Source organism: Streptomyces sp. NPDC000151 (assembly GCF_040301705.1).
Taxonomy (GTDB): Bacteria; Actinomycetota; Actinomycetes; order Streptomycetales; family Streptomycetaceae; genus Streptomyces.
In genome coordinates this window covers 14,847-29,574 of record NZ_JBEPFC010000088.1, presented here as the reverse complement: position 1 = coordinate 29,574, position 14,728 = coordinate 14,847, and the positions used below count along the sequence as shown (strand labels likewise).

Sequence of the window (14,728 nt, the reverse complement as noted above, 5' to 3'; positions counted from 1 at the left end):
GCTCGCCGAGGCGCTGCGCGACCGCCCCGAGGTCACGGGGCTACGCCACCCAGGGCTGCCGACCGACTCCGCGCACGCGGGCGCGGTGGCCCAGATGCGCCCCGGGCGCTTCGGCTGCGTCGTCTCCTTCGTCCTGCCGGACAGGGCGCACGCGGAACGTTTTCTGGCCGAACTGACGCTGGTGGACGACGCGACGAGTTTTGGCGGAGTACGGTCGACGGCCGAGCGACGCGGACGGTGGGGCGGCGATGCCGTACCGGACGGGTTCGTCCGCTTCTCCGTCGGCGCCGAGGACCCGGAAGACCTGGTCGCGGACGTACTCCGGGCCCTGGACGGGGCGTTGGACGGGGACGCACGGGGCTAGTACCGCCCGGTACGGCTCCGGTCGGCGGGCCCGCTCGGCCGGGACCGGCCGTACGCACAGCAGACGGTCCGAGCCTCCCCCCTCTTGGCTCGGACCGCCGTCGGTTCAATGCGCAACGAACCGCACAATCAAGGCTAGTTGACTCAGCGTCAGTGTCCAATCACGCTAGCGACACAGCCCTATCGACAAATTTATAGTTGGCCCTCCAGCAGGCTTCTCAGGAGAAGGGGGTATGGATGGATCTGGCGCTGTTGCGCACCTTCGTCACTGTGCACCGGGCCGGCTCCTTCACCCGCGCCGCCGCCCTCCTCGGACTCTCCCAGCCCGCGGTGACCAGTCAGATACGGTCGCTGGAGCGCCAGCTCGGCCGCCCGCTGTTCCTGCGCCGGCCGCGCGGGGTCATCGCCACCACCGTCGGCGACGAACTCGCCCACAAGATCGCCCCGCACCTCGACGCGCTCACCGAGATCACCGAAGCCGGACTCGACGAGGAATCCGTCACCCGCACCCTCCATCTCGCCGGGCCCCCGGAATTCGCCGCCGAACGCGCCCTCCCGGCGCTCGCCCCGCTCATCGACCGGGGCCTCGCCGTCCGCACCTCCTTCGGTTCCGCCGAGGAGCTGCTCACCGGGCTCGCCGCCGGCCACCACGACCTCGCCGTCACCACCGCCCGGCCGCGCGGCGGCCTGCTCACCGCGACCCCGCTGTGCGACGAGGAACACGTCCTGGTCGCCGCGCCCCGCTGGGCGGACCGGCTCGGCGGCCCCGCCGACCTCCTGGAGCGCGCCCCGCAGGCCCTCGACTCCGTACCGGTGGTCGAGGTCCACGAGAGCCTGCCGCTGGTCACCCGCTACTGGTCCGCCGTCTTCGACACCCGGCCCACGGCCCCCGCCGCCGTCATAGCCGCCGATCTGCGCGCGGTACTGGCCTGCGCGGCGGCCGGGGCCGGGCTCGCCGTCGTACCGCGCTACCTCGCCGCGCCGGCGCTCGACCGCGGCGAGGTGGTCTCGCTGCTGGACCCGCCGGTACCGCCGCTGCGCACGTACTTCCTCGTCGTCCGTACCGGCACGCTCGCCCTGCCGCACATCGCCCGCGCGCACGAGTGGCTGCTGCGGGCCGCGGCGGCCTGGTGAGCAGCGGGCAGGGGTGCGTGCCGCGCTGATGAGCGGCTCGGAGGGGTTCGTTCCGGCACTGACCGGGGCGTATCCGGCGTCTCCGCGGCTGGATGTCACGCGCCCCGCAAGACGCGGGTTTCACCAGCCGTCGAAAGCGGCATCTGTCCCCTATGACCGTACGGCCAGTCGTCAAACGCACCGCCCGCGCGATCCTGCTCGACGGTGAGGACCTCATCCTGATCAAGCGCACCAAGCCGGAGCGGGCCCCGTACTGGATCACGCCGGGCGGCGGCGTGGAGCCCGAGGACGCCACCGTGATCGACGCCCTCCACCGGGAGGTGGACGAGGAGCTGGGCGCCAAGGTCAAGGACGTCGTCCCGGTCTTCGTCGACACGGTCGAGCACGTCACGGACGGCGGCGTGGACGGCGTGAAGGTGCAGCACTTCTTCGTCTGCCGGCTCGACTCCATGGATCTGAGCCGGCGGCACGGCCCCGAGGTGGAAGAGCCGTGCGGGGAGTACGAGATCGTGCGGGTGCCGTTCACCCGCGTCGGGATCGCCTCCGTCGAGGTCGTACCGCTCTCGCTGCGGCACTACCTCGACGCCAACATCGAGGGCGTCCGGGCGCTGCACGCACCCGACCTGGGCTGACAGCCACCCCGCGCGGACCGTCCGTTTCACGTGAAACATCCGCGTCCGCATCGTGCCGTTTCCCTCACGTTTCACGTGAAACAGGGATCGACTGCTCTCCGATCGGCTAGCCGAACCAGCCGCGGAAGTCGCCGGAGTCCGCCGGTGCCCGCTGCTGCACGAGCGCCAGTACTCGCTCCGCCTCCTCCTGGAAGGAAGAGGGGTAGCGCGTACGGGGACCGGTCGGCGCCGGTTCCGCCGGCGTCTCCGGCGTCTCTTCCCGACGACGGTAGGGGGCCCGGTCGGCCGCGTCGGCCGCCGCGCCGAAGAAATCGCCGCCCTTGCGCTTCACGTCGTCCGTGCCCCAGGCCCGGTCGCCACGCTCCTGCCGGGGGGCCTTCTGCAGGTGGGGTATGTGCTTGGCGCAGTGGATGTACGCCTCCTCCACCTCGACCGCCACCCACAGCTGTGCACGCCGCCCGGGCACCGGGTCGACCGGCAGATCGGGGTGGCGCACCCGCATCTCCTCGTCCGGGACGACCCAGGCCCGCCCGTTCACGTGCAGGCCGATCCGGTCGCGCAGGAAGTCCACGAAGAGGATGCCCAGCCGCGGGTTCTCGGAGAGGTTGCCGAGGGAGGCCAGCACGCCGTTGCCGCGGTACTCGGGGTAGATCAGGGTGCGCTCGTCCAGCACCCGCACGAAGCCGGGCGGTCCGGCGCGGAAGGTCGAGTCGCACTCGCCGCTCCCGTCCGCGGTCGCCAGGAAGAACATCTCCTGACGGCCGACGAACTCCCGCATCCGCGCGTTGAGATGGTCCAGGACCTGATCGCGGTAGAAGCGGTCGGCGCGGTCGGTCGTCCCCATCCGCTGCTGCACGAGGTGCTCGCCGTCGCTGCCGGGCCGCTCGGCCGGTTCGTCGACGGCCCAGCTGGGCACCGGCCGCACGGCGGACTGCTCGGGCACGCGTGGGGTCCGGCCGGACCGCTCGTGCGCATGCGTCTCGGGACCGGACGGCTCGTACGTCTGCGAAGCCGGACCGGGCCGCTCGTGCGTGGGCGCAGCCGGGCTGGGCCGCTCATAGGTGTACACATCCGGGTACTCGCTCGCGTACCGGCCCGGGTACTGGACCGCGTACTCGTCCGGATACGGGCCCGCGGGCTCGCCCGAGTGACCCCAGCGGCTGCTGTCTTCGGTGCTCAAGTACTACTCTCCCGCCGCGACGAGCTCTTCAACGGCGTCGTGCCGGATGCGGTCCGACGGTACGCCGACGCCGACCAGCGCGTCCACACCGCTGCGGATCATGCCGGGCGGCCCCGACACGTACGCGTCGTACTCGCCCCACGGTCCGTACTCCCGCACCGCGTCCGGCAGCCGCCCGCTGATGCTCCTGTACACACCGCCCGTCGGTCCGCTGGAGACCACCGGGCGTACGGACAGCCAGGGATGGGCGTGCTCCAGCCGCAGCATGGTGTCGATGTCGTACAGGTCGTGGTCGCTGCGGGCGCCGTAGAACACCTCCACCGGACGCCGTCGGCCGTGCTCGGCGACGTCCTCGACCAGTGCCTTGATGGGCGCGATGCCCGTACCGCCGCCCAGGCACAGCAGGCCGTTGTCGGTGGTGTGGTCGACGGTCATCGAGCCGCCCGGAGGGCCGAGCCGGATGACGTCGCCCGGCCGCGCCCGGTGCACCAGCGCACCCGAGACCCAGCCCGCGGGTATCGCCTTGACGTGGAACGAGAGCAGGCCGTCCGAGCGCGGCGCCGAGGCGAAGGAGTAGTGCCGCCACACCCGCGGCCACCAGGGCGTCTCCACGCTGGTGTACTGCCCGGCGAGGAACGGGTACGGCTGGTCGGGCCGCACGGTCACGATCGCGATGTCGGACGTGCGCAGCTCGTGCGCGACCACCTCGGCCTCCCACCAGGCGGGCGCGGTGGCCTCGTCCTCGGCGGCGGCGTCGATCATGATCTGCGAGATCCTGGTGTACGCGCGGATCCAGGCGGCCTCGGCCTCGCGGTCCCAGCTGAGCGTGGCGTACCGGGCGAGCGCGCCGAGCAGGCACTCGCCGACGGCCGGGTAGTGCTCGGGCAGCGTGCCGTACTTGCGGTGGCCGCGACCGAGGTGTGCCAGGAACTCGGTGAGCGACGCGTCGTCGTCGACCCGCTGGGCGGCGGTGAGCAGCGCCTTGAACAGCCGGTCGCGCTGCTCGTTCATCGAGACCGGGAAGAGCTGGCGCAGGTCGGGGTGGCGGACGAAAAGGAGCGCGTAGAAGTACGAGGTGACCTGCTCCGCCACCGGCTCGATCTCCGCCATCGTGCGCCGGATGAGCAGCGCGTCGGCGGACGCCTCGGTCGCCATGGGCCGCTGCGTACGGACCGACGCCTCCAGCGCGGACTCCGGCACGGGCCCGGCCGCAGCCGGGACCTCACGGCGGGGCGGGAGCGTGGCGGTCCGACCGGCCGTCCGAGGAGCGGCTTGCGGAGTCGCACGGGGAGCGGTCGGAGGAGCGGCCTGGGCGGCTGCCGGAGATTCCGCGGGCGCGTCCGGATGTACCGGATTCCCCGCCGACCTGCCCGGGGATTCGGTCGATGCGGCCGATGCGGCCGATGCGGCTGATGCGGTTGTTTCGGTGGGCTCTTCCGGTGACTTGGCGGGAGAGGGAGTGAACCAACCCCATGCGCCACTGTCACCGTCGGCGCCGTTACCGGCCGACTCGGTGGTCGGAGCGTCCATGGTCTGCCTCGCCTCGAACGGTCGTGGAACGTCTTCGCATTCTTGATCGGCAACCGCTGGCCGGGCAATACCCGCGAAAGCGGGGCAGCTCCGACTGGTGTCACATCCACCGCGGTTCCCGTCTCCGCACGCCTCCGCAGCATGTCAGCCCGCGCCCGTACGGACGGACGAACAGCCTGAAGTCCCGGCAACGAGCGGCTCGTTGCCGGTAGGCTGGCGGACTCCCGACGTACGCCCGGCTGTCCCACGGCGCGCCCGCCCGGTGGACCGGAGTCGACCATACCGGCAGCGGTCGAATCCACAAGTCCCGTTCCGCGGCAGCTCGCCGACGCCCCGGTGAAGCCCGGGTGAGTTCCGGGTGAATCGGCCGGTGAGCCGGTGGCGTGGCCGGTGGAGCGAGCCGGTGGGCCGACTCGCCCGACGGCCTACCCGCCGAGCGTCAGCGCGTACGCCTCCCGCAAGTCCCGTCCCCCGTACGCGAAGGTCGCGAGCTCGCTGACGTGATGGTCCGCGTTCACCGCCACGGACGACGGGACGGCCGCGAACAGTTCCGCGTCGGAGCGGGAATCCCCGTACGCCACGCAGTCCGCCCGGCTCAGCCCGAAGGACGCGCAGAGCTCGTCGGCGATCCGCACCTTGGCCCCGGCGGACAGGATGCCGGCCGGGTCCACCCGCTCCCGGAACGGCACGGCCGGCCAGCGCGAGCCGTACGCCGCGTCGGCGCCCCACACCAGCAGCCGGTCCACGAAGAACGACGGCGACAGGGAGATCACCGCACAGCGCTCCCCGCGCTCGCGGATGTCGGCCCATACGTCCCGGATACCGGCCAGCCAGGGCGCCGCCTCGAAAGCGGCCGCGACGTCGGCGTGGGTCAGCTCGGTCCACAGGTCGCAGGCCAGCTGTGCGAAGCGCGGCGGAGTCAGCTCACCGGCCGCGAAGGCGCGCTCCAGCTCGCCGGTCTCCCGCTCCAGCCCGAGCTGCCGCGCGATCTCCACGGCGGCGGCGGACCGGTAGAGCAGCGTTCCGTCCAGGTCGAAGAGGTGCAGCTTGGCCATGGGGCGAGGGTAGGCCGTCGTACGCGGGACGGGTGGGCCGGGGCGCGTCGGCCGGATCCGGCCGGTACGGCTGTCCGTACTCGTCCGCGCGTACGGGCGGATACTCCCGCCGTCAGACGCGCCGCGGGCCACCGGGCGCGACGGTGGGGACATGCAGCAGCTCAGCCGTCCCGCGCGCCGGGCCACCCTCGTCGTCCACGTCGTCGTCTCCGTCGGCTGGCTCGGGCTGACGCTCGGCCTGCTGGCGCTCGGCATCGCGGCATCGACCGCGGGTGTTTCACGTGAAACCGGCGCGGTGACCGGTTCGGGAACGGCCGACGCCACGGAACTCGCCGCGGCCGCCTACCGCTCGATGAAGATCTTCATCGACTGGCTGATCATTCCGCTCGCGCTGCTCACCCTGATCTCCGGCCTCGTACTGTCGCTCGGCACGCCGTGGGGGCTGGCCCGGTACCGGTGGGTGGTCACCAAGTTCTGGCTGACGCTGGGCGCGGTCGTCGCCACCGTCCTCGCGCTGCGTACGCAGATCAACGCCGCGGCCGGCGCGGTGGTGGCGGGCCGGCCGGTGCCCCCGGAGACCGACCTCGTCGTGGCACCGGCCGTCGCGCTCACGCTGTACGTCTTCCTGACCGCGGTCTCCGTACTGAAGCCCTGGGGGATGACAGCCCGCGGCCGCCGCCTGCGCGGGAAGCGCGGGCGGCGGCCGGAGAAGGCAGGCCGGGCGGCCGTGGAGTGATCACCGCAGGGGAGTGATCACTCCAGGCCGGCGGCCCGACGGGCGGCGACGGCGATCCGGTGATCCTGCTCCGGCGCGCCGCCGCCGAAGCCGATGGCGCCGATCAGCCGGCCGTCGCGGTGCAGCGGTACGCCACCCGCGATGAACAGCAGCGGCCGGTCGAGCGCGGTCGGCAGCGTGTGGAAGAGGCCGTCCGGACGGACCAGGTCGACCAGGTCAGCGGTGGGCGCATCCAGCTGCAGCGCGGTGTACGCCTTGCGGGTGCTGGTCTCCCCCGAGATCAGCACGGCGTCGTCGTCCCGCCGGAAGCCGAGCAGGTGGCCGCCGGCGTCCAGCACGGTGACGCTGCCGCGTACGCCTTCACCGTCGGCGGCCCGCCGCGCGGCCTCGACGAGGGCATCGACGTCCCCGGTGGTGAGCGGGCGGACGGCGGGGATGGTGTCGGGGGTGGTCATGGGGTGGTGCTCCTTGGGGTGGGGGGGGTGAGAGTGCTGCTTGATGAGAGGGAAAGGGCTGGGGGGGGGAAGCCGAGCCGCTTCCCGTGAGGTCACGCCCGCGCGGGCTCCGCCGCGCTCTTCTCCGCCGTCGCACCCGCGACGACCCGGCCGGTGCCGCCGGCGGCCGCCCGGTCCCGGCGTTCCAGCGCGGCCGACCAGAAGGCCAGTACCAGCGCGGAGGCGGCGAGCAGCGCGCCGACCCAGTTGGGGGCCGTGACGCCGAGGCCGGCCGAGATGACCAGGCCGCCGAGCCAGGCGGCGATCGCGTTGCCGAGGTTGAAGGCGCCGATGTTGACGGCGGAGGCGAGCGTGGGCGCGTCCGCGGTCTGGTCGAGCACCCGCTTCTGCAGCGGCGGCACGGTCGCGAACCCGAAGGCACCGATCAGCGGGATGGCGACGGCGGCGGCCACCTTGTCGTACGCGGTGAACGTGAAGGTCCCGAGCACGACGGCCAGCGCCGCGAGCGCGACGTACAGCATCGGCATCAGCGCGCGGTCGGCGAACTTGCCGCCGATCAGATTGCCGACCACCATCCCGATGCCGAAGAGGACGAGCAGCCAGGTGACGGAGGTGTCGGCGTATCCGGCGGCCTTGGTCATCATCGGCGCGATGTAGGTGATCGCGGCGAAGACGCCGCCGAAGCCGAGCACGGTCATGGCCATGGCCAGCAGGACCTGCGGGTTGCGGAAGGCGGCGAGCTCGCCGCGGAGGTGGGTGCGCTGCTGTGCGGCGCCCGCTTCGCGGCGGTCGGCCGGTACGAGTGCGGCGATTCCGGCCAGGCCGAGCACGCCGAGCGCGGCGACGACGAAGAAGGTCGCGCGCCAGCCGACGCTCTGGCCGATGAACGTGCCGACCGGGACGCCGACGACGTTGGCGACGGTGAGGCCGGTGAACATCATCGCGATCGCGCCGGCCTTCTTGTGCGGCGCGACCAGGCCCGCGGCGACGATCGAGCCGATGCCGAAGAACGCGCCGTGCGCGAGCGAGGCGATCACCCGCCCGGCCAGCATGACGCCGAAAACGGGGGCGACGGCCGACACGAGGTTGCCCGCGATGAACAGGCCCATCAGCAGCATCAGCATTCGCTTGCGCGAGACGCGGGCACCGAGGACGGCCAGGAGCGGGGCGCCGACCACGACACCGAGCGCATAGCCGGTGGTCAGGAAGCCGGCGGTGGGGATGGAGACGCCGAAGTCGGCGGCGACCTCCGGCAGCAACCCCATGATCACGAACTCGGTGGTGCCGATTCCGAAGGCGCCGATGGCCAGCGCCAGAAGTGCGAGAGGCATGACTGGGCCCTTCAAAACGTTGCAGGGGGAGGTTGGATGCGTTCACAATAATTGCAGACGCGGGTTACTTGCAAGCGCGGGCTATTTCGCGGGTGGCCTACCCTGAGGAGTACGACCCAAAGGAGGGTTCTCATGACGCAGTGCCAGCAGACGGTCCGCGCACCCGGCCTCGCTCAGGGGTGGTGCGCGCTCTCCGCCCTGCACGGCCGGATCGAGGCGCACATCGAGCGCGCCCTGCAGGACGGGCACGGGCTGAGCGTGCGCGAGTACTCCGTCCTGAACGTGCTCAGTGAGCAGCACGACGGCGTGGGCGGCCACCTGCGCATGCACCAGGTGGCCGACGCGGTCGTCCTCAGCCAGAGCGCGACGACGCGCCTGGTCACCCGGCTCGAGGAGCGCGGGCTGCTGTCCCGCTACCTGTGCCCCGACGACCGCCGCGGCATCTACACGAACGTCACCGAGAAGGGTCACCAACTGCTGGAGGAGGCCCGCCCGACGCATGACGCGGCGCTGTCCGAGGCCCTGCGCGAGGCCGCCCGGCGCCCGGAGCTGGCACCTCTGGTGGCGGCGGTGGAGGGCATGGCTACGGGTACGACAGCCTCGGCCGAAGCTTAGGACGCGTCTGTGGGCACGCGCCGCGCACCGCGGGACAACGTGGCGTGCGCGACGTGCACTACCTCTGGGACGCGGCCCGCACACGGCATATGGTCGCGCCCATGAGCGATTTCAAGATCCGTCGGGCGACCGAAGCGGACCTCCCCGCCATCGTGGCGCTGCTGGCCGACGACGCGCTGGGCGCCACCCGTGAGTCCCCGGACGACCTGACTCCGTACCGTACGGCGTACAAGCGCCTGGCCGACGACCCGAACCAGCGCCTGGTCGTCGCCGAACGCGCCGGCCGCGTCGTGGGCACGCTCCAGCTCACCGTCATTCCGGGACTCTCGCGGCGCGGTGCCACCCGGTCGATCATCGAGGGCGTGCGCATCCACTCCGAGGAGCGGGGGAGCGGCCTGGGCACCCGGCTCATGGACTGGGCGGTGGACGAATCCCGCGCACTCGGCGTCGAGTTGGTACAGCTGACCTCCGACGCGACCCGCGTCGACGCCCACCGCTTCTACGAACGGATCGGCTTCGACGCCTCCCACCTGGGCTTCAAGCGCCAGCTGTGACCTCGGCGGGACCGTCGGCGGCCCCGGTTGTGGGCCCATCGACGGGCTCATCGGCAGCTCCACGGGCGGACCCACCGGCGGGCTCCGCCTCAGGCACTTCGGCATCTCCGGAACGCGCCCTGGACCGGGTCCGGTGTGCCTTCTGCCGGCAGGCCCCGCCGCAGTAGCGGGCGGGCCGGCCGGTATGCGCCGTACGCACAGGTCCGCCGCATTCTTCGCACACAGTTTCGTTACTTCCTGCGGCTTCGAACGGGAGTTTCGTTACGTCCCGCCCGGCCCGCAGCCCGTCGCACATCAGGGCCGTCATACGGCCCGACGCGTCGTCCGCCATCCTCGTACCGGCCGGGAAATCCACGTCGTCCGCTGAATCCCCCGCCGGTCCGCCGGACGCCGCCGACCGGCGGACTTCCATGGCCATGCACCCGGTCAACAGGACCCGCACATCGGCGATGGACACGTCCTTGCGCACCGCGCCGGCTCGCTGAGCCCTGTCCAGCAGCACTTCCAGCGCCGACCAGAATTCCTCTTCCAGTCCCGGCAGTACGGGACGGACATCGGCCGCTGCCGCCCCTTCCAGCGCGGCAGACATCGCCTTGTTCTGCGCTGCCAGCCTGACCACCGAGGAAATGAACCGGAAAAAGACCTCGCCCGGGTCCGGCACATCGGCCAAGTCCCGTGCCGTGTCGGTGAACAGCCGCAGCCGGTCCGCGACCGTCGCCCTGAACAAGGCGTCTTTGGAAGGGAAATGGCGGTATACGGTTCCCGCCCCCACCCCCGCGCGCCGCGCGATCTCTCCAAGCGGAACGCTCAACCCGCGTTCCTCAAAGGCGGATCGGGCCGCCTGCAGCACGAGCGCCCGATTGCGTCGCGCGTCGGCGCGCAATGCGGCGGACCCGGTCTCCGGCATTCTCCCGACCTCCTCAAAAACGGCTGCGTCTCTGCCTCGTAAACCACCTGGATAAACGGGCTGAGCGTTCCGATTCTAAGGGCCGCTAAAAGCATGATCGACAACCGCGCACCCGGCGCGCCGCCGAAAAGAGCCAACGAGAAACCGCAACAGAAACGGGCCGCTCCCTCCGTTTACGAAGACGCGACTGGACCACCCCCGACAGCCGACCGGGAACTGTCCGGAGACCGGCCGGGAACTGCCCGGGGCCGGCGGGGAACTGCCCGGAGGCGGGCCGAAAACTCGCCGCCCTGCGGGACTCACCCGCACCCCACCCACCCACCACTCAACTCGCCCATAAACTAGGGCAATTAGAGGGACCGGCGCTCCGTTTTTAGCTGAATTGCCGACGAATGCTCACCGTCCCTCGGTGAGCACTCATTCCACTTCTGCGCTCGGATCTGCTTCCCCCCCGCCTCCCTCCCCCCACATGACTGTGGGGCCATGTTTCACGTGAAACACGGCCCCACTCAGGCCATCCCCCGGCCTACAGGCCCATCAGACACTCGAATGGCCTACACGGCGGTCGGCGAACCCTCTCCGCCAGCGCCTGCACTCTCCCCCGTTCAGCCCCCGACCACCGCATCCCAGGCGGCCCCCGCCGCCTCCACGGCAGCCTCGGCGTCCGGCTCCGCACCCAGCGTCCGCAGTCCCTCGCCCAGCGCGGACAGCGCGGACAGGACCACTGCACGGTCCGCCGCCCGGCCGTAGTGGTTCAGCCGGATCATCTCCTTGGCCAGCGCACCGGCCGCGGCCTGCAGCGGCACCCCGCCGTTCGCAGCCAGTGCCGCGGCCACGATCTCGCGGGCGTCCACGTCCTCCGGCGCCCGGAGCGTCGTGGCGGCCGGTGCGGCGTCCTCGTCGCGGAGCACGTACGGCGTCAGGCCGCCCAGGGCCCGTACTCCCGCACGCGTCGCCGCAGCGGCCGCGCGATGGCGGGCGATGACGGTGTCCAGACCCTCGGCGTTCACCCGGTCCACGGCCTGCTCCAGCGCCAGCATCTCCAGCTGCGCCGGCGCGTGCGGCAGCGCCGTACGGCCACCGTCGATCCAGCGCTCCTTCCAGTCCAGCAGCGAGAGGTACGAACGCCGCGGGGCCTGCTCGTTGGCGGCGATCCGCTCCCAAGCACGGGCGCTCACCGAAGCGGCCGAGACACCGGCCGGGCCGGCCAGCGCCTTCTGCCCGCCGATGACGCAGAGGTCCACGCCCCACTCGTCGGTACGCAGCGGCTCCGCACCCACCGACGCCACCGCGTCCAGCATCAGCAGCGCACCGTGCTCCCGCACCACCGCGCCGATCTCGGCGACGGGGTTGGTGTTGCCGGTCGCGGCCTCGGCGTGCACCAGGCTCACGAAGTCGATGGCGGGGTTCTCCCGCAGCGCGTCCGCGACCTGCTGCGGCGAGACCGCGCCGGTGAACGGGGCGGTGATCGTGACCACCTCGGCGCCGCAGGACCGCAGCCAGCCGCCGAAGGTCTCGCCGTACGGACCGGTGATGATGTTCAGGGCGGTGCTGCCGGGCCGTACGGCCGAGCGGATGCACGCCTCGAGCGGCAGCAGCGCCTCGCCCTGCATCGCCACGACGTCCGCTTCGGTACCCATCAGCGCGGCGACCTTGTCCTCGATCCGCGCGAAGTGCGCCGCGGTGAGGGGCGGCAGGTCGAGCAGCACCGGGGCGTCGGAGTTCGCGGTCGCGGTCGCATCGTTCACGGCAGTCACAGTGGCCTTCCAGCGGTAGCGGGCCCCGCACGATGGCGGTTCCCGGGCACTCCTGATATCTGGCTCGACTGTACGTCCGCCCCGTCACCCCGACTCCGGCGCCCGCTGCCCCCTGCCCGCACCGCGTCGGCCTGGCTCCCCCCGGCTCACCCAGCACCGTCAGCGCCTACCCCCACCGTCTTCACCCCACCGTCTTCACCCCTCCGTACGCCAGCCGCCCGCGTCGACGCCGCCCGGCACCGGTGCCGACGGCTCGTACGGCGCGCGGGTGAACACGAACGTGCCCAGGTCCAGATGGCTCACCGAACCGTCCCCGGCCCGCACGGCGCGCAGCGTCTCCCCCGCGTAGTAACCGTCCAGGCCCGTCCAGCTCCCGTCCTCCACCGGCCGGAACCGCGAGCTGCGGCCTCCGCCGGACATCGGGCTCAGCTCCAGCTCCCGGTCTGCCCGGAGCCGCAGAACGTACGGTGCGCTGCCCCAGAACCACGGCCCGGTCAGCGCCAGCAGCTCCTCGTCCAACGGTCCGGTCAGCGGCCGCCACGGCTCGGGAATTCGCGGCTCCCGCTCGGCCACGATCCGTACCAAGTCGGCGGCGATCCCGCTCACCGCGGGGCCCGACGTGCAGTTGGCCAGCGCGACACCCGCGAGTCCCTCGTCCGTACCGGCGTCCGTACCGACCCACAGGGAGGCCAGGAAGCCCGGCATGGAGCCGGTGTGCCCGGCCAGCACCCGGCCGTCGTCCGTCCGCAGCAGCTGCAGCCCCAGGCCGTACCCCATGCTCCAGTCGCCCTCCGCCGGTACCGCAGGCGTCCGCATCTCGGCCACGCTCGCCGCGCCGAGAACCCGATCATCGCCCCGGGCCAGGAACGCCGCCCACCGGCACAGGTCCGAGGCCGTCGACCACAGCTGGCCGGCCGGCGCCATCCGCCCGGTGTCCTCGGCCGGTTCGGGCAACAGCACGTCCGCCCAGGGGTGTACGGCCCAGCCGGCCGCGTGCGGCGCCACCGGGTCCAAGGTCGTCCGCGTCATCCCCAACGGCTCCAGCACCTCACGGCGCAGTACCTCTCCCCAGTGCTCGCCGCCGCGCAGCCGCTCGACGAGCGCGCCCAGCAGCGCGTAACCGGGATTGGAGTAGTGGTGCCGGCGGCCCGCCGGGTGGCGGCGCGGCCGCTCACCGAAGAGGTCGGCCGGGCCCGGCCGCAGCAGGCCCGGCGTCCGCTCCCACCACGGCCCGCGCGCCTCGGCCGCCAGCCCGGCACTGTGCGCGAGCAGTTGCGCGACCGTCGCGTCCGGTACCGGCGTACCGTCGAGGTGCTTGCCCAGCGGATCGGCCAGGCCGAGCAGCCCCTCGTCCCGCAGCCGCATGACGAGCACCGCCACGAACGTCTTGGTGAGCGAACCGATGCGGTACTGCATGTCGGCGTGCGGCACCGCGCCGTCCACCGCCCCGCGCAGCCCCAGCCACACCGGCTGCCCGTCCCGTACGACCGCCCCCACCATGGACGGCGCCCGCCCCTCCGTCTGCCCCACGGCCAGCCGCCGCCACAGCCCCCGCCTGGTACCCGGCAACAGCTCCGCGCCCCGACGATCCTCGTCCGAAGACACCGCCACACCACTCCAGCCCGCCGCACCACTCACGCGCCCCGCTCCTTCCCTTGCTCCGGCATGCCGCCCGCTGACGAACTCCCGTACCGCACCCGCAAATCCGACAGCCTCAGTCTTCCGGAACGAGGCAAGGCAGACGTTGACCGTTCAGACGAACTCCGGCGTCATGGCAGCGACCCTCCCCAGATGCGGGACGGCCGTCCCGACGGCCAAACGAAGCTGCCCATCCCCGACCGGCCCCTGTCCTGCCTGGAAGAACAGTTCCTCACGCACGTCGAGAAGGGCAGGTGGCCTCCCAGGCCGCTTCGATCATCCGGAAGATCTCGTCCAGCGCGGCGTCCGGATCGGCCGCCTCGCGGGCCAGCGAATAGGCGTCGATCACGAACCTCGCGATCGCCCGGCTCGCCGTCGCGGTCTGTGACAGTTCGGGATCGGTGGCGATGGCCGTTGCCAGCGTTTCCGCGTGGCGCAGCCTCATCGACTCCTCGTACTTCCGCAGGGCGGGCGATTCGTCGATCATGCGCCAGATCGGGGCGGCGCTGTCCGCCGTGCAATGCCGCACCAGGGCCTGGATCTCGCGGCGCAGCGCGGGGATGAGCGGCTCGTGCGGCGCCCGGCCGGTGACCGCCTGCGTGAGGCGCTGCTCGAAGTCTTCGTCCTGCTCGAACACCAGGGCCTCTTTGGCGGCGAAGTGGGAGAAGAGCGTGGTGACGGCCACGTCGGCCTCAGCGGCCACTTCGCGGATGCCCACCGCGTCGTACCCGCGCTCCAGGAAGAGCCGCAGGGCGGTGTCGGCGATCTTCTGGCGGGTCGCGGCCTTCTTGCGCTCGCGGCGTCCGGGCTGCACGGTCATGCGCTCACGCTATCAGCTACG

At 72.1% G+C, this 14,728-nt stretch carries 15 protein-coding genes; 6 read left to right on the top strand and 9 right to left on the bottom strand.

The window, feature by feature from the left end; genetic code table 11:
• The 3 genes from ABT381_RS22990 to ABT381_RS22980 all read left to right on the top strand — a co-directional run.
• On the top strand, window positions 1-364 hold a 364-nt coding region (locus ABT381_RS22990; RefSeq protein WP_351597425.1), incomplete at its 5' end, for a PLP-dependent transferase.
• Between the two features lie 236 nt (window positions 365-600).
• The gene (locus tag ABT381_RS22985) at window positions 601-1,497 is read left to right on the top strand and encodes a LysR family transcriptional regulator (RefSeq protein ID WP_351597422.1); all 897 of its coding nucleotides are present in this window, start codon (window positions 601-603) and stop codon (window positions 1,495-1,497) included.
• Between the two features lie 152 nt (window positions 1,498-1,649).
• Entirely contained in the window at window positions 1,650-2,129 is a 480-nt protein-coding gene (locus ABT381_RS22980) for an NUDIX domain-containing protein (RefSeq protein ID WP_351597419.1), read from the top strand.
• A 106-nt stretch (window positions 2,130-2,235) separates the two neighbouring features.
• On the opposite strand, the gene ABT381_RS22975 is transcribed toward ABT381_RS22980, so the two are convergent.
• The 3 genes from ABT381_RS22975 to ABT381_RS22965 form a co-directional block, all read right to left on the bottom strand.
• On the bottom strand, window positions 2,236-2,973 hold the full coding sequence (locus ABT381_RS22975; protein ID WP_467754183.1) for a pyridoxamine 5'-phosphate oxidase family protein: 738 nt from the start codon (window positions 2,971-2,973) through the stop codon (window positions 2,236-2,238).
• Window positions 2,974-3,312: 339 nt separating this feature from the next.
• Window positions 3,313-4,839 (bottom strand): globin domain-containing protein, encoded by a 1,527-nt coding sequence (locus tag ABT381_RS22970; RefSeq protein WP_351597413.1) that lies wholly within the window; start codon window positions 4,837-4,839, stop codon window positions 3,313-3,315.
• Between the two features lie 425 nt (window positions 4,840-5,264).
• Window positions 5,265-5,894, bottom strand: a complete 630-nt coding sequence (locus ABT381_RS22965; RefSeq protein ID WP_351597410.1) for an HAD family hydrolase — start codon at window positions 5,892-5,894, stop codon at window positions 5,265-5,267.
• A gap of 151 nt (window positions 5,895-6,045) precedes the next feature.
• Between ABT381_RS22965 and ABT381_RS22960 the strand changes: the two genes are divergently transcribed.
• Entirely contained in the window at window positions 6,046-6,630 is a 585-nt protein-coding gene (locus tag ABT381_RS22960) for a DUF2269 domain-containing protein (RefSeq protein WP_351597408.1), read from the top strand.
• 17 nt (window positions 6,631-6,647) lie between these two features.
• Here ABT381_RS22960 and ABT381_RS22955 read toward each other — a convergent pair whose 3' ends face one another.
• Together ABT381_RS22955 and ABT381_RS22950 are read right to left on the bottom strand one after the other, a co-directional pair.
• Window positions 6,648-7,085, bottom strand: a complete 438-nt coding sequence (locus ABT381_RS22955) for a GlcG/HbpS family heme-binding protein (RefSeq protein ID WP_351597406.1) — start codon at window positions 7,083-7,085, stop codon at window positions 6,648-6,650.
• Window positions 7,086-7,177: 92 nt separating this feature from the next.
• Window positions 7,178-8,416: an MFS transporter gene (locus ABT381_RS22950; RefSeq protein WP_351597403.1), complete on the bottom strand. Its 1,239-nt coding sequence runs from the start codon at window positions 8,414-8,416 to the stop codon at window positions 7,178-7,180.
• A gap of 132 nt (window positions 8,417-8,548) precedes the next feature.
• Between ABT381_RS22950 and ABT381_RS22945 the strand changes: the two genes are divergently transcribed.
• Window positions 8,549-9,031, top strand: coding sequence for a MarR family winged helix-turn-helix transcriptional regulator (locus tag ABT381_RS22945; RefSeq protein ID WP_351597400.1), 483 nt, complete (start codon window positions 8,549-8,551; stop codon window positions 9,029-9,031).
• A 101-nt stretch (window positions 9,032-9,132) separates the two neighbouring features.
• Entirely contained in the window at window positions 9,133-9,585 is a 453-nt protein-coding gene (locus ABT381_RS22940; RefSeq protein WP_351597397.1) for a GNAT family N-acetyltransferase, read from the top strand.
• On the opposite strand, the gene ABT381_RS22935 is transcribed toward ABT381_RS22940, so the two are convergent.
• From ABT381_RS22935 to ABT381_RS22920, 4 genes are all read right to left on the bottom strand, one after another.
• Window positions 9,569-10,492 carry a TetR/AcrR family transcriptional regulator gene (locus ABT381_RS22935; RefSeq protein WP_351597394.1) on the bottom strand — a complete coding sequence of 308 codons (924 nt, stop codon included), beginning with the start codon at window positions 10,490-10,492 and terminating at the stop codon, window positions 9,569-9,571. The two genes, ABT381_RS22940 and ABT381_RS22935, sit on opposite strands and share 17 nt — an antisense overlap.
• A 605-nt stretch (window positions 10,493-11,097) precedes the next feature.
• Window positions 11,098-12,249 carry a pyridoxal-phosphate-dependent aminotransferase family protein gene (locus ABT381_RS22930; protein WP_351597391.1) on the bottom strand — a complete coding sequence of 384 codons (1,152 nt, stop codon included), beginning with the start codon at window positions 12,247-12,249 and terminating at the stop codon, window positions 11,098-11,100.
• Between the two features lie 195 nt (window positions 12,250-12,444).
• Window positions 12,445-13,854 (bottom strand): serine hydrolase domain-containing protein, encoded by a 1,410-nt coding sequence (locus tag ABT381_RS22925; RefSeq protein WP_351597431.1) that lies wholly within the window; start codon window positions 13,852-13,854, stop codon window positions 12,445-12,447.
• 265 nt (window positions 13,855-14,119) lie between these two features.
• Entirely contained in the window at window positions 14,120-14,707 is a 588-nt protein-coding gene (locus ABT381_RS22920) for a TetR/AcrR family transcriptional regulator (protein ID WP_351597388.1), read from the bottom strand.
• Window positions 14,708-14,728: the final 21 nt, after the last annotated feature.

Bases quoted from the DNA above. Each gene is read 5' to 3' on its own strand.
- ABT381_RS22985 (WP_351597422.1), top strand. From the start codon at position 601: ATGGATCTGGCGCTGTTGCGCACCTTCGTCACTGTGCACCGGGCCGGC.
- ABT381_RS22980 (WP_351597419.1), top strand. From the start codon at position 1,650: ATGACCGTACGGCCAGTCGTCAAACGCACCGCCCGCGCGATCCTGCTC.
- ABT381_RS22975 (WP_467754183.1), bottom strand. From the start codon at position 2,973: ATGGGGACGACCGACCGCGCCGACCGCTTCTACCGCGATCAGGTCCTG.
- ABT381_RS22970 (WP_351597413.1), bottom strand. From the start codon at position 4,839: ATGGACGCTCCGACCACCGAGTCGGCCGGTAACGGCGCCGACGGTGAC.
- ABT381_RS22965 (WP_351597410.1), bottom strand. From the start codon at position 5,894: ATGGCCAAGCTGCACCTCTTCGACCTGGACGGAACGCTGCTCTACCGG.
- ABT381_RS22960 (WP_351597408.1), top strand. From the start codon at position 6,046: ATGCAGCAGCTCAGCCGTCCCGCGCGCCGGGCCACCCTCGTCGTCCAC.
- ABT381_RS22955 (WP_351597406.1), bottom strand. From the start codon at position 7,085: ATGACCACCCCCGACACCATCCCCGCCGTCCGCCCGCTCACCACCGGG.
- ABT381_RS22950 (WP_351597403.1), bottom strand. From the start codon at position 8,416: ATGCCTCTCGCACTTCTGGCGCTGGCCATCGGCGCCTTCGGAATCGGC.
- ABT381_RS22945 (WP_351597400.1), top strand. From the start codon at position 8,549: ATGACGCAGTGCCAGCAGACGGTCCGCGCACCCGGCCTCGCTCAGGGG.
- ABT381_RS22940 (WP_351597397.1), top strand. From the start codon at position 9,133: ATGAGCGATTTCAAGATCCGTCGGGCGACCGAAGCGGACCTCCCCGCC.
- ABT381_RS22935 (WP_351597394.1), bottom strand. From the start codon at position 10,492: ATGCCGGAGACCGGGTCCGCCGCATTGCGCGCCGACGCGCGACGCAAT.
- ABT381_RS22920 (WP_351597388.1), bottom strand. From the start codon at position 14,707: ATGACCGTGCAGCCCGGACGCCGCGAGCGCAAGAAGGCCGCGACCCGC.